Source organism: Paracoccus ferrooxidans (assembly GCF_029909815.1).
In the GTDB taxonomy this organism is placed as follows: domain Bacteria; phylum Pseudomonadota; class Alphaproteobacteria; order Rhodobacterales; family Rhodobacteraceae; genus Paracoccus; species Paracoccus versutus.
In genome coordinates this window covers 485,207-497,509 of the sequence record NZ_CP038202.1, presented here as the reverse complement: position 1 = coordinate 497,509, position 12,303 = coordinate 485,207, and the positions used below count along the sequence as shown (strand labels likewise).

General features: G+C 71.8%; 12 protein-coding genes. 2 read left to right on the top strand and 10 right to left on the bottom strand.

Going from position 1 to position 12,303, the window contains the following annotated elements; genetic code table 11:
• Window positions 1-298: 298 nt before the first annotated feature.
• Window positions 299-583, bottom strand: coding sequence for a hypothetical protein (locus E3U26_RS19560; protein ID WP_499107338.1), 285 nt, complete (start codon window positions 581-583; stop codon window positions 299-301).
• Window positions 584-925: 342 nt separating this feature from the next.
• Between E3U26_RS19560 and E3U26_RS19555 the strand changes: the two genes are divergently transcribed.
• Together E3U26_RS19555 and E3U26_RS19550 are read left to right on the top strand one after the other, a co-directional pair.
• Window positions 926-1,672 (top strand): sulfite exporter TauE/SafE family protein, encoded by a 747-nt coding sequence (locus E3U26_RS19555; protein WP_036756811.1) that lies wholly within the window; start codon window positions 926-928, stop codon window positions 1,670-1,672.
• Window positions 1,673-1,699: 27 nt separating this feature from the next.
• A complete protein-coding gene (locus E3U26_RS19550) occupies window positions 1,700-2,050 on the top strand; it encodes a RidA family protein (protein WP_036756808.1) in 351 nt (116 codons plus the stop codon).
• Here E3U26_RS19550 and lpxB read toward each other — a convergent pair.
• The 9 genes from lpxB to E3U26_RS19505 all read right to left on the bottom strand — a co-directional run bounded on the left by lpxB (window position 2,025) and on the right by E3U26_RS19505 (window position 12,248).
• Window positions 2,025-3,188 (bottom strand): lipid-A-disaccharide synthase, encoded by a 1,164-nt coding sequence (lpxB, locus tag E3U26_RS19545; RefSeq protein WP_449043334.1) that lies wholly within the window; start codon window positions 3,186-3,188, stop codon window positions 2,025-2,027. The two genes, E3U26_RS19550 and lpxB, sit on opposite strands and share 26 nt — an antisense overlap.
• Before the next feature lie 166 nt (window positions 3,189-3,354).
• Window positions 3,355-4,152: an LpxI family protein gene (locus E3U26_RS19540; protein ID WP_499107336.1), complete on the bottom strand. Its 798-nt coding sequence runs from the start codon at window positions 4,150-4,152 to the stop codon at window positions 3,355-3,357.
• Window positions 4,153-4,162: 10 nt separating this feature from the next.
• Window positions 4,163-4,948: an acyl-ACP--UDP-N-acetylglucosamine O-acyltransferase gene (gene lpxA, locus E3U26_RS19535; protein ID WP_114536351.1), complete on the bottom strand. Its 786-nt coding sequence runs from the start codon at window positions 4,946-4,948 to the stop codon at window positions 4,163-4,165.
• The gene (fabZ, locus tag E3U26_RS19530) at window positions 4,941-5,369 is read right to left on the bottom strand and encodes a 3-hydroxyacyl-ACP dehydratase FabZ (RefSeq protein ID WP_370362694.1); all 429 of its coding nucleotides are present in this window, start codon (window positions 5,367-5,369) and stop codon (window positions 4,941-4,943) included. Before fabZ ends, lpxA begins: the two co-directional genes overlap by 8 nt.
• A gap of 127 nt (window positions 5,370-5,496) precedes the next feature.
• Window positions 5,497-7,614 carry a hypothetical protein gene (locus E3U26_RS19525; protein ID WP_499107335.1) on the bottom strand — a complete coding sequence of 706 codons (2,118 nt, stop codon included), beginning with the start codon at window positions 7,612-7,614 and terminating at the stop codon, window positions 5,497-5,499.
• Window positions 7,611-8,456 (bottom strand): DUF4159 domain-containing protein, encoded by an 846-nt coding sequence (locus E3U26_RS19520; protein ID WP_338117739.1) that lies wholly within the window; start codon window positions 8,454-8,456, stop codon window positions 7,611-7,613. Before E3U26_RS19520 ends, E3U26_RS19525 begins: the two co-directional genes overlap by 4 nt.
• Window positions 8,453-10,381 (bottom strand): BatA domain-containing protein, encoded by a 1,929-nt coding sequence (locus E3U26_RS19515; protein WP_499107334.1) that lies wholly within the window; start codon window positions 10,379-10,381, stop codon window positions 8,453-8,455. Before E3U26_RS19515 ends, E3U26_RS19520 begins: the two co-directional genes overlap by 4 nt.
• A complete protein-coding gene (locus E3U26_RS19510) occupies window positions 10,381-11,250 on the bottom strand; it encodes a DUF58 domain-containing protein (protein WP_499107332.1) in 870 nt (289 codons plus the stop codon). Before E3U26_RS19510 ends, E3U26_RS19515 begins: the two co-directional genes overlap by 1 nt.
• A complete protein-coding gene (locus E3U26_RS19505; protein WP_036755694.1) occupies window positions 11,247-12,248 on the bottom strand; it encodes an AAA family ATPase in 1,002 nt (333 codons plus the stop codon). Before E3U26_RS19505 ends, E3U26_RS19510 begins: the two co-directional genes overlap by 4 nt.
• Window positions 12,249-12,303 lie beyond the last annotated feature (55 nt).

Genomic DNA, 12,303 nt, shown 5'->3' with positions numbered 1-12,303 from the left:
CGAATCGACCGGCCATCGGCCGTCGGATTATCGGTTGCGGGAACGATGCGGGTCATGATGCTTGTCCTCCTTGCTCTGCTTACGGGAGCTTCATGACCATAATTACGACAGAGTTTATCGTTTATTGCAAGATAAAGACGCGTTCCCCCATCGTTTTTATTATAATTAAATATCAATTCCTTACATTGTGTATGGAAAATTTCCGCAATCGCCGTTCATGCGGCAGGGGCGCTGACGGGACAAGGCCGGCCCGTTCGGGGCCGGCCTTGCTAGCGGATCGGGCGGGGTCGCCGCCTCCTCAATCGTCGTAGTCGTCATCGTCGTCGTCGCGATCCCGCCTCCGCCGCCGCCTCGGGCGATCATCATCGTCGTCATCGCCCCATCCGCGATGGCGGAAGGCGCGGCGGTCGTCGTCGCCCTGCCACCAGCCGCGATAGGCCCAGCCGTCCGGGACGCGCAGCAACAGCCGCTCGACCCCGTCCCGGTGGAAACGGCGGGGAAAGTCGTCGTCATCCGCCAGGGCCGCTGCCGGAAGGGTCGCCGCGAATGCGGCCGCCGTCAGAATCATGCGAAAATGTGCCATGCGCTTCATCCTTTGATCCGAAGGTTGCAGGGGGATTACGCGGCACGGCGCGATCCATTCCCGGCGGATGGCGATTTTTTCAGGCAAGGCGGCGCGGGAACCATCGCCCTCGGGTCGCGTTCCGCTTTCGACCAGCAAGGGAGAGAATAATGAAAGGCATCATCGCCTGGCTTCTGGGCGTTCCGATCTTCGTCATCATCCTGCTTTACCTGACCGGCATCTTCTAGCCGACAGCGCCCGGAGCCCCCCTCCGGGCGCTTTCCTGCCCGGCCCGCGGCGGCTGGACGCCCAAGGGCCGCAGGGCTAAGCATGGGCGCCCGCCACGAAGAGGAGCCGCCCGGCATGACCGATACCCTGCTGATGCTTGCCGCCGGTTTCCTTGGCGGAATGCTGAACGCCGTCGCCGGGGGCGGCACCTTCATCACCTTCCCTGCGCTGGTCGCCAGCGGCGTGCCGGTGGTCTCGGCCAATGCCACCAGCACGGTCGCCGCCCTGCCCGGCTATCTGTCCGCCGCGCTGGGGTTCCGTCGCGAGATCGCGCAGATCGAACGCGCGCTGGTGCTGCGGCTGACCTTCTGGACGCTGGCCGGCGGCATCGTCGGCTCGTGCCTGCTGCTGGTCTCCTCGAACCAGGCCTTCGCGGTGCTGGTGCCCTTCCTGCTGCTGGCGGCGACCTCGGTCTTCATCTGGGGCGCGCAGGTGCGGGAATGGGCGGCGCAGCACCGCAACGCGGCCGCGCCCTTCGGCGCCGGGACCATGGTGCCGGTGGCGATCTACGGCGGCTATTTCAACGGCGGGCTGGGCATCGTGCTGCTGGCGCTGTTCGCGCTTTGGGGCATGACGCAGCTGAACCAGATGAACGGGCTGAAGAACTGGCTGTCCTTCGCGCTGTCGGTGATCTCGCTGGCGATCTTCGCGGCAGGCGGGCAGGTCGCCTGGTGGCCCGCGGCGGTGATGAGCCTCGGCACCATCCTGGGCGGCTACCTGGGCGCGCCGGTGGCGCGGCGCATCCCGGTCCCGGCGCTACGGGCATTGATCGCGGCCATCGGCTTTGGCATGACGGCACTGTTCTTCTGGCGGCTCTTCTGACGCCAGCCCAACCCGAAAGGATTTTCCATGTCCGAGATCAAGCGCATCGAGACCGGCCCCCGCATGAGCCAGGCGGTCGTCCACAACGGCACCGTCTACCTGGCCGGCCAGGTCGGCAAGCCGGGCGAACCCGTGGCCGAGCAGACCCGCGAGGTGCTGGCCCAGATCGACCGGCTGCTGGCGGAATGCGGCTCGGACAAGACCCGCATCCTGTCGGCGCAGGTCTGGCTGGCCGACATGGGCGATTTCGCCGAGATGAACGCAGTGTGGGACGCCTGGGTCGCCCCCGGCCACGCGCCTGCCCGCGCCACCGGCGAATCGGCGCTGGCGACGCCCGACTACAAGGTCGAGATCATCGTGGTCGCGGCGCAGAACTGATCGCCGCCATCACCGACCGCGCGGCGCGCAGGCCCGGAGCCTCGCCGCCGCGCCCCAGCCGCTCCATGGTCAGCGCCATCGCCGCCAGTTGCTCGGCCCGCTCATCGCCGTTCTCGATCAGCCGGAACAGCGCCTGCGACATCGGCCCCGGCTGGCAGTTGCGGCCCAGGAATTCCGGCACGGCGCGGGTCTCGCTGACCAGGTTGACCAGCGTCACCGTATCGGTCCGCAGCAACAGCCCGATGACCAGCCGGCTCAGCGGCGCCACGTCATAGCCGATCACCATGGGCACGTCGTTCGCGGCCAGGTCCAGGCTGACCGTGCCCGAGGCCGCCAGCGCCAGGTCGGCGGCGGCAAAGGCGGCGCGCTTCTCCTCGGGGTTCTCGACCACGACTGGCGCTGTAGGCCAGCGCCGCGCCATGTCGCGCACCAGGACCGAGACGCCGCGCACGGTCGGGATCACCACGCGGATCTCCGGCACCCGGTCGCGCAGCCGGATCAGCGCCTCGTCGAAGCGCGGGCCAAGCCGGCCCACCTCGGTCCGGCGCGAGCCCGGCAGGCACAGGACCAGCGGCGCATCCGGCGCAATGCCGTTCGCGGCGCGAAAGGCCGCCGCCTCGGCCGCGCCCGCCACCGGCTCGGCGGCGACGGGATGGCCGACGAAATCGCAGCTCATGCCGGCCGCCCGCATCAGCGGCGGCTCGAAGGGCAGGATGGCCAGCACATGGTCGATCACCTCGGCCATCTTCCCGGCCCGCCCCGCCCGCCAGGCCCAGACCGAGGGCGCGACATAATGGATGGTGCGCAGGCCGGGGTGCAGCGCCCGCGCCTGGCGCGCGACGCGCAGGCAGAAATCCGGGCTGTCGATGGTGATCAGCGCATCGGGCCGGGCCTCGGCGACGGCGCGGGCGGTCTCGGCGATCCGCGCCTTGAGCGCGCGATATTTCGGCAGCACCTCCCAGATGCCCATCAGGCTCAGCTCTTCCATGGGAAAGCGGCTCTCCAGCCCCTGCGCCGCCATGGCAGGACCGCCGACGCCCAGGAATTCGGCGCCGGGATCAAGGCTCTTCAGCCCGGCCATCAGGGCACCGCCCAGGTTGTCGCCCGAAGGCTCGCCCGCGATCAGGAAGAATTTCATCGCGCCGCTCCGCTTGCCATGCCCCGACATGGGTATTTGAAGAACAGAGAAGCGACCTGGATTTCTTCGTTCTCCAAATACCCTCCCGCCGCTCTCGCGGCCCTGTCACTTGAGTATTTGCGAAACGGTGAAGCAAGCCTCTTTCACCGTTTCCCGAATACTCATGTCACCCGCGCGCCCAGAGAAACAGCCCCGCCGCCTGGGCGCGGCGCATTGCCTCGGCCCGGTCCAGCAGGATGACGCTGCCCGCCTCCCAGGCGATCCCGGCCAGCCCGGCCTCGTCGGCCTGGGTCACGGTCTCGGGGCCGATGGTCGGCAGGTCGATGCGCCGGTCCTGGCCGGGTTTCGGCGCCTTGTAGAGCACGCCGCCAGCCCCCTTGGGATCGGGTTTCAGCCCGGCATGCAGCCTTGCGAATTCCAGCATGGCCTGGGTGCCCGGCAGCGCCTCGACGGCAAGGCAGAGCCCCTGCGCCACCACCGCGCCCTGGCCGATGTCCAACGCGCCGAGCCCGGCGACGATCTCGGCGGCGCGGGCCGCGTCCTTCTGGTCGCGCGGGCCGGGCTCGCCCACCAGGACGCCTTCGCCGGGCACCAGGTCCGGCAGGATCTGGTCGACGGAACAGATGGATATTCCCGCTTCCTCGAAGACGTCGAGGACCGCGCGCAGCGCCGCGTCGTCGCCCGACTGCATTCCCATCAGGATGCGCGGCACGATGGTCAGGGTGCGGGGGTCGAAAAGCTCGGGCTCGATCTTCGGGCGGCGGATGGCGCCGGCGAAGACCGCCTGCGTCACGCCCTGGTCGGCCAGCTCGTCCAGGAAGGGCACCAGCCGTTCGAGGCGAAAGGGCTTCGCCTCGACCTCGGGCCTGAGGTTGTCCAGCGCATAGACCAGCGGTTGGTCCAGCGCCGCGGCGATGGCGGGGGCGAGGCTGCCCTCGCCGGCGATCAGGGCGATGCGGCTCATGGATGCGCTCTCACGGATGGGGGGCCAGGAAGCTGCGGTCCGAGGGGCCGAGGATGAAATCCAGCACCTCGCGCACCATCGGCCCGTTCTCGGCCTCGGCCAGGTGCCGGGCGGTGTCGCGGAAGCTGCCCCGGCCCAGCTGCGCCAACATGTCGCGCAGGGCGTGGATGTCCTCGCGCGAGGCGCCGCGGCGCTTCAGCCCCACCAGGTTCAGCCCGTCCAGATGGCCGCGCGGCCCCTGCACCAGGCCAAAGGGGATCACGTCCGCCGTCACCATCGTCACCGCGCCGATCATCGCGCCGCGGCCGATGCGCACCCATTGATGCACGCCCGACAGCCCGCCCACGATCACGTCGTCCTCCAGCACGCAATGGCCGGCGACCGAGGCGTTGTTGACCAGGATCACCCGGTCGCCGATCCGGCAATCATGCGCGACATGGCTGCCGGCCATGAAGAGCCCGTCGTCGCCGATGCGGGTCACGCCGCCGCCGCCCTCGGTGCCGGGGTTCATCGTCACATATTCGCGGATGCGGTTGCGGGCGCCGATTTCCAGCCGCGTGCGCTCGCCCCGGAACTTCAGGTCCTGCGGCACCTCGCCCAGAGAGGCGAAGGGGAAGACCGTGGTTTCGTCGCCGATGGCGGTCTCGCCCGCCACCACGACATGCGATTTCAGCACCACGCCCCGGCCGAGGCTGACCTCGGGGCCGAGGACGCAGAAGGGGCCGATCTCGCATCCCGCGCCGATCTTCGCGGCAGGGTCCACGACGGCCGAGGGATGGATGCGGGTCTCAGCCATTCTCGCCACGGTTCAGCATGGCCATGACCTCGGCCTCGGCGGCGAGCTGGCCGTTCACCAGGGCGCGGCCCTCGAACTTCCAGATCTTGCCGCCGCCGCGCAGGGTCTTCATGTGCAGTTCCAGCACGTCGCCCGGCACCACCTTCTGGCGGAAGCGGCACTTGTCGATGGACATGAAATAGGTGCCCATGCCCTTGTCGGCGAGGTCCAGCGTCACCCCGACCAGCACCGCGGCCGATTGCGCCATGGCCTCAATGATCAGCACGCCGGGCATCACCGGCTCCTGCGGGAAATGGCCTTCGAAATGCGGCTCGTTCGAGGTCACGTTCTTGACGCCGACGCAGCTTTCGCCCGGCACGATGTCGCGCACCCTGTCCACCAGCAGGAAGGGATAGCGATGCGGCAGGATGCGCTTGACCATCGCCAGATCGACTTCGGTCGGCGGGATATAGGCGGTCTGGTCATCGTTCGGGGCGGCGGCCATGCGGTCCTCTTGGAATGTTTTCATTTGCCTAGCAACGGCGCGCGATCTTGGCAAGTTTCGCGCGTCAGCCCCCTGCCGCCGCCTGGGCGCGCAGCCGGCCGCGGCCCTCGGCCAGCCAGCCGGCCAGCGCCAGCCCGGCGATCAGCGCAAGCCAGGCCCAGCCGGGCAGCAGCGGGCGATGGGTCATGCCGCTGACCGAGGCCGCATTGCGCGGGGTGATGGCGATCCACGGCCCGCCCACGCCCTGGCCATGCGCCGGCCGTCCCTCGCGCACCGTGCGCAGGCCGGGCATGCCGTCGGAAAGCGGCAGCACCGCGCCCTGCGTCGCCTGGGCCAAGGGGCCCAGCACGGCGCCCGAGGCGACGGTTTCCTCGAACTCCCGCGGCGCGGCGGGGCCGAGCGCCAGAACCCGGCTGATCTCGCCATCCGCCAGCCGGTAGAGCCCAGGCCCCGGCGCGGTCCAGCGCGCGGTGAAGCGGCCGGGGCCGGCCTCGGCCAGCGCCACCTCTTCGGTCCGGCCATCGGGGCGGGTGATCGTCACCGGGCCGGCGGTCGGGTTCATGGTGCGGCGGGTGATCGTCACCGTCAGCTCGCCGCCGACATCGGCTAGCAGCGCCTCTTCTTCCAATTCCGGCTCCTGCATCGACCAATGCGCGATGCGGCGCAGCAGCTCGAGCTGCGGCCCGCCGCCCTCGAAGCCGCGGCCCCAGAGCCAGACCTGGTCCGAGGTCAGCATCGCCACCCGCCCCTCGCCCACCCGGCTGAGCAGCAGCAGCGGCTCGTCCCGCGCGCCGCTCAGCACCACCTGGGTGCGCGGATCGGGGATGACCTGGGACATGCGCAGCCAGCGGCCCCAATGGCTTTGCGAACCTTCGACCGGGGCGCCCTGCAGGCCGGCGGTCACCGGGTGGCGCTCGCCCTCGTCGGTCAGGCGCGGCAGGAACGGCTCGTCATAGACCCGGCCGGTCGGGCGCGCGGGCAGGATCGCGCCCAGCGGCGACAGGTTCAGGCTTTCGACCGAGGACATCTCGGGCCCGGCCGAGACCAGGATCGCGCCGCCCTCTTCGACATAGCGCCGGATGTTGTCGTAATATTGCGGCAGCAGGATGCCGCGCACCCGGTAGCGGTCGAAGATGATCAGGTCGAAATCCCGGATCCGCTCCATGAACAGCTCCTGGGTCGGAAAGGCGATCAGCGACATCTCCTCGACGGGGACCGCGTCCATCTTGTCCGGCGGCCGCAGGATGGTGAAGTGGATCAGGTCCACGTTCGCATCCGATTTCAGCAGGTTGCGCCAGGTCCGTTCCCCCGCGTGCGGCGCGCCCGAGACCAGCAGCACCCGCAGCCGGTCGCGCACGCCCTGGATCTGCACGGCGGCCGCATTGTTGCGGTCGGTCAGTTCCGGCACCGCCGCCTCGGGCGGGTCGAAAGCGATCGAGACCACGTTCTGCCCGGCATGTTCCGGCACCACCGGCAGGTCCAGCGTCACCCCCGGCGGCAGGTCGAGGCTGCGCATCTCTTCTCCGTCCAGCAGGATGCGCAGCCGGGCGGAGGTCTGCGCCACCTCGACGGGAACGGCGCCCTGGTCCTCGACGCGCAGGCGGATGGTGACGGGCTTGCCGATCAGCCCGTAGGCCGGCGCTTCCTCGATCACCAGCCGGCGATCCCAGTCCTGGGCCTGGCCGGTCAGCAGCACATGCACCGGCGCCGGGGCCGAGGCCGGGACCATCGGCGCATCATGGGCCAGCCCGTCGGTGACGGCGATCACCCCGGCCAGCCGGGCCTGCGGCTCGGCCGCCAGCGCGCGGGTCAGCGCGGTGCCGGCCTGGGTGCCGTCCGGGTCGTCGCCCACGGTCACGCGGCGGATTTCCGTATCGGGCAGGGCGGAAAGCTGGCGGGTCAGTTCCTCGACGGCGGCGTCTGTCTGTTCGGCCCGGCCCGGCAGGGACTGGCTGGCGCTGCGGTCGTCGAGCAGGATCACGATGTCCGACAGCTTGTGGCGGATGCCCGATTCCAGCGCCGGCCCGGCCAGCGCCGCCGCCGCCGCCAGCCCGGCGATGCCGCGCCAGGCCCAGCCGCGCAGGCCGCGCCACAGCGACCACAGCGCCACCAGCAGCGCCAGCGCCGCAAGCCCGCCGACCAAGGGCCAGGGCAGCAGCGGATCGAAGGCAAGGCCACTCATTGCACGACCTCCTCCTGCCGCAGCCGCTCCAGCAGGGCGGGCACATGCACCTGGTCGGATTTGTAGTTCCCGGTCAGCACATACATGATCAGGTTGACGCCGAAGCGATAGGCCATCTCGCGCTGCCGCTCGCCCTCGAAGCCCGAGCCGATGCTGAACATGGGCAGGCCGTTCTCATCCATCGCCCAGGCCTCGGCCCAGGCATTGCCGCCGATGATGACCGGCGAGACGCCGTCGTTGAGATTGCGGAAGGGCACGCCCTCGGCCGCCTGGGCATCGGCGGGGGGCGCCTCGGCCCAGACCTCGCGGCCCTGGTAGCGGCCGGGAAAATCCCTGAGCAGGTAGAAGCTGCGGGTGATGACGTGATCGGCGGGGATCGGCGCCAGCGGCGGGATGTCCAGCGGCGCCGCCAGCCCCTGAAGCGCGGCGCCGCCGTCCGGCCCGCCCAGCCCGGCGATGTCGCCGTCGCGGGTGTCGAAGAGGATCATCCCGCCCGAGCGCAGGAAATGGTTCAGCCGGACATAGGCCTGGGGCGAGGGCGGGGCCTGCGCCTCGGTCACCGGCCAGTAAAGGAAGGTCAGCAGCGACAGGTCGTCCCGTTCGGGGTCGATGCCGATGGGCGTGCCCGGCTCGACCGTGGTGCGGGCGGTCAGGACATGGGACAGGCCGCGCAGCCCCGCTTCCGAGGCGGCATCGACCTCGGCATCGCCGGTGATCACATAGGCCAGCGCCACCTCGTCGGCGGCGCGCATCAGATGGGGGTCGGGCGGGGCCGCGGGATCGTCCTGCGCCCAAAGCGCGCCGGCCCAGATCAGCGCGGCCAGGGTCAGAAGCCACCTCATGCCGTCGCCCCCTGCCTGCCGCGCGCCAGCCAGGCGCTGCCAAGCGCATCCAGCGCGAAAAGGACCGCCGCCAGCGCGACCAGCCAGCCGCGCAGGTCGAGGCCCGGCGCCTCGGCCGCGCGCTCGATGCGGGCGCCGGGCCAGTCGGCGGGCGCCATCGGCCCGCCCGCGTTCAGCGCCGCCACCTGCTCGCCGCCGCGATAAAGCCCGGCCGGGGCGCCCGGCGCCGGGCCGCGCGCGAAATCGGCCGCGGCGACCGGCGTGGCATCCTGCGGCTCGGTCGTGCGGCCGAAGCCGTCCAGCACCAGTTCGGGCAGCCAGAAGGGCTGTTCGGCGCGATCCGCCTCGGGCGCCGCGCTGCCGACCCGCGCGCTGCGCACCAGCCGGTCCAGCATCTCGACGAACAGGCCCGAGATCGCCAGGTTCGACCATTCCGCGTTGGCCGTGGTGTGGAACAGCACCAGCTGCCCCTGCCCCAGCGCCGCCCGCGTGACCAAGGGCGTGCCATCGGAAAGCTGGGCGATGGTGCGATCGCCCAGGTCGGGCGCGGGCTCGGCCAAAAGCTGGGCGCGCACGGTGGCGTCCTGGGGCAGCGAAAGCCCGGCAAAGGGCCCGTCGGCGGCAAAGGGCGCGACGCTGCGCGGCTCGCCCCAGGCCAGGGCGCCGCCGATGTCGCGCCCGCCGGCGCGCAACCGCACGGGCAGCAGCGGCTCTTCGGCCAGCCGTTCCGAGGCGGCCATGCGCGGCCCGGCAAAGCGGATCAACAGCCCGCCGCCCTCGACCCATTCGCGCAGGCCCGGCTCTTCGGCCAGGCCGAACTGGTCGGCCAGCACGATCACGTCGGGCGAGGCTTGCAGCACGTCGCCCAGCCCCCCCTCGATCAGGTCGGTGGTCGGCGCCAGGGCCCGGCGCAGGTAGTGCAGCGGCGAAAGCAGCCGCTGGCCCTCGCCGGCGCGGTCGTCGCCCGCCAGCGCGACCTTGCGCCGGCGCAGGGAATCGTCGGCCAGCAGCACCGCCCCGGCCGAGCCATGGCCCTCGACCTCGAAGCGGGTGATGCGGTTGCGCAATTCCGAGGGCAGGTCGATGGGCACCAGCCAGCTGGTCACGCCCGCATCCGCCGAAGCCCCGCCGCCCTCGCCGGGGCGCAGCCGCGCCAGCTCGCGCGGCGTGCCCTGCGGGTCGAGGCCGATGGCCAGCACATCGACAGCGGCCGCCCCGGTCGAGCGCAGCCGCAGCGCCGGCTGGTCGCCCGCCACCAGTTCCAGCGACTGCCGCGGGCCGTCGGGCGGCACCACGGTCACGCCGCCGCGCCCGGCAAGCGCCGCCAGCCATTCCGCCCGGCCGGGATGGTCCAGCCCGTCGCTGAGCCACAGCACCGACAGGCCCGCGGGCGCCTCGGCCAGCGCCGCCTGCGGGTCGGGGGGATAGCGCGTCTCCCATGCCGCGGGACGCAGGGCGCGCAGCTGCGCCGCAAGCTCGGTCGCGGGCAGGAAAGGCAGCGCGCCCGTCGCGGTGCCGTCGGCGACCAGCAGCGCCGCCGGCTGTCCCGCCGCCGCCGCGCGGTCCAGCGCGCGCAGGGCGCGGGCCTGGCGCTGCGGCCAGTCTGGCGCCGCCGCCCAGCCGGCATCCATCACCACCAGCAAGGGCCCCTGCCCGGCCTGATCCGGCGAGGGCTTCCACACCGGGCCGGCAAAGCCCAGGATCAGGGCCGCGATCGCCAGCACCCGCAGCAGAAGCAGCCACCAGGGCGTGTGCCGCGCCACCGGATGCGGATCCTTGAGCCCCAGCAGCAGCCGCGTGCCGGGAAAGCGCACCAGCTTCAGCGAAGGCGGCATGGCGCGCAGGATCAGCCACAGCACCGGCAGCGCCGCCAGCGCCGCCAGGATCCAGGGCGTCAGGAAGCCGATGGGACCGATCAGCAGCATCAGCCCTCCAGCACCGACCAGAGCCACAGCAGCGCCTGCGACGGCGCCGCCCCGGTGTCATGCGTGCCGAAATGCCAGCCCGCCATGCGTGCGGCGCCCGTCAGTTGCGCCCGGCGCTCGGCCAGCCGCGCCAGATAGGCCGCGCGCAGCCCGGCCGCGTCGCGCGTGTCGTGGCGCAAGGCCCCCGAGGCCGAGCGGAACAGCACCGCCCCCCGCCAGGGAAAGCCCTCTTCGTCCGGGTCCAGCACCTGCAGCAGCGCGCCCTGCACGCCCAGGCCGGCGGCACGGGCCAGATAGTCCAGCACCGGCTGCGGATCGCCCAGGAAATCGTCGAACAGGATGACCCGCTGGCCGGGACGCAGGGCCTCGGCCGGGGGGGCGTCCTCGTCGCCCGGCAGGGGCGCGCGCGCGACCAGCGCCTCGGCCATGCGCTCGGCCTGCAGGCGGCCGGGGCGCGGCGGCTGGCCGGCCAGCGCCACCCGCTCGCCCCCCGCCAGCAGCGCCATGGCCAGCGCCAGCGCCAGCAGGTCGGCGCGGTCGCGCTTGCTGGGCCGCTCGGCGCTGCCGGTGTAATCCATGCCCGCCGCGGCCGAGACCCAGATCGCCGCCGATTGCGCCACCTGCGCCTCGCGGTCGCGCACGAACTGCGCATCCGACCGGGCCGAGCGGCGCCAGTCGATGCTGCGCGCCGTATCGCCCGCCGTGGCCGGACGGTATTGCCAGAAATCCTCGCCCATGCCGGCGCGGCGCTGGCCATGCGCGCCGGGCACCAGCGCCGCCGCCAGCCGCTCGGCCGACAGCATCAGCGCAGGCAGGGCGGCCGAGGCAGCCTCGGCGCCGGCGCGCAGCTGATCGGCCTGGGGTTTCACGCCGCCGCCCGCATCCGGTCGCCAAGCAGGCGCGCGATCACGCCCTCGATGGTCTCGCCGCGGGCGCGGGCGGCAAAGCTCAGCGCCATGCGGTGGCGCAGGACCGGGGCGGCCATGGCCTCGACATCGTCGAGCGTCGGGGCAAAGCGGCCGTTCAGCGCCGCCCGCGCCCGCGTGACCAGCGTCAGCGCCTGCGCCGCGCGCGGCCCCGGCCCCCAGACCAGCGTGTCGGCGATCCAGCCCGGCGCCTCGGGCGCGCCGGGACGCGCCGCGCGCACCAGGTCCAGGATCGCGTCCAGCACCGTCTCGCCCACCGGCATGCGCCGGATCAGCGCCTGCGCCGCGACCAGCCCCTCGGCGTCGAAGACGGCATGGGCCCGGCCCTGCTCGACCCCGGTCGTCGCCAGCAGGATGGCGCGCTCCGTATCGCGGTCGGGATAGTCCACGTCGATCTGCAACAGGAAACGGTCGAGCTGCGCCTCGGGCAGCGGATAGGTGCCCTCCTGCTCGATCGGGTTCTGGGTGGCCAGCACGTGGAAGGGCCGGCCCAGCGGGCGATGCTCGCCGCCGATGGTGACCTCGCCCTCCTGCATGGCCTGCAGCAGCGCCGATTGCGTGCGCGGGCTGGCGCGGTTGATCTCGTCGGCCATCAGCAGCCGGGTGAAGACCGGCCCCTCGATGAAGCGGAAGGCGCGGGTGCCGTCGGGCCGGATGTCCAGCACCTCGGAGCCCAGGATGTCGGCCGGCATCAGGTCGGGGGTGAACTGGATGCGCGCCGAGTCGAGCCCCAGCACGGTGGCCAGCGTATCGACCAGCATGGTCTTGCCCAGCCCCGGCTGGCCGACCAGCAGGGCATGGCCGCCCGACAGGATCGCCGCCAGAACCTGCTCGACCACGGCATGCTGGCCGACGAAGCGATGCTCGACGCTGGCGCGGGCCTGGGCCAGGCGGTCGGTCAGCGTCAGGACTTCGGAAACCAGTTTCTCATTCTCGGCCATGACAATGCCCCGTTTCTGTTCTAGGACAACATAAAGGCAGGTGTGACGGGGTCCA

Excerpts from the sequence above, each read along its gene's own strand:
- lpxB (WP_449043334.1), bottom strand. The coding sequence starts at position 3,188 with ATGAAATTCTTCCTGATCGCGGGCGAGCCTTCGGGCGACAACCTGGGC.
- E3U26_RS19525 (WP_499107335.1), bottom strand. The coding sequence starts at position 7,614 with ATGAGTGGCCTTGCCTTCGATCCGCTGCTGCCCTGGCCCTTGGTCGGC.
- E3U26_RS19560 (WP_499107338.1), bottom strand. The coding sequence starts at position 583 with ATGGCACATTTTCGCATGATTCTGACGGCGGCCGCATTCGCGGCGACC.
- E3U26_RS19550 (WP_036756808.1), top strand. The coding sequence starts at position 1,700 with ATGTCCGAGATCAAGCGCATCGAGACCGGCCCCCGCATGAGCCAGGCG.
- E3U26_RS19505 (WP_036755694.1), bottom strand. The coding sequence starts at position 12,248 with ATGGCCGAGAATGAGAAACTGGTTTCCGAAGTCCTGACGCTGACCGAC.
- E3U26_RS19515 (WP_499107334.1), bottom strand. The coding sequence starts at position 10,381 with ATGCTGCTGATCGGTCCCATCGGCTTCCTGACGCCCTGGATCCTGGCG.
- lpxA (WP_114536351.1), bottom strand. The coding sequence starts at position 4,948 with ATGGCTGAGACCCGCATCCATCCCTCGGCCGTCGTGGACCCTGCCGCG.
- fabZ (WP_370362694.1), bottom strand. The coding sequence starts at position 5,369 with ATGGTCAAGCGCATCCTGCCGCATCGCTATCCCTTCCTGCTGGTGGAC.
- E3U26_RS19540 (WP_499107336.1), bottom strand. The coding sequence starts at position 4,152 with ATGAGCCGCATCGCCCTGATCGCCGGCGAGGGCAGCCTCGCCCCCGCC.
- E3U26_RS19520 (WP_338117739.1), bottom strand. The coding sequence starts at position 8,456 with ATGAGGTGGCTTCTGACCCTGGCCGCGCTGATCTGGGCCGGCGCGCTT.
- E3U26_RS19555 (WP_036756811.1), top strand. The coding sequence starts at position 926 with ATGACCGATACCCTGCTGATGCTTGCCGCCGGTTTCCTTGGCGGAATG.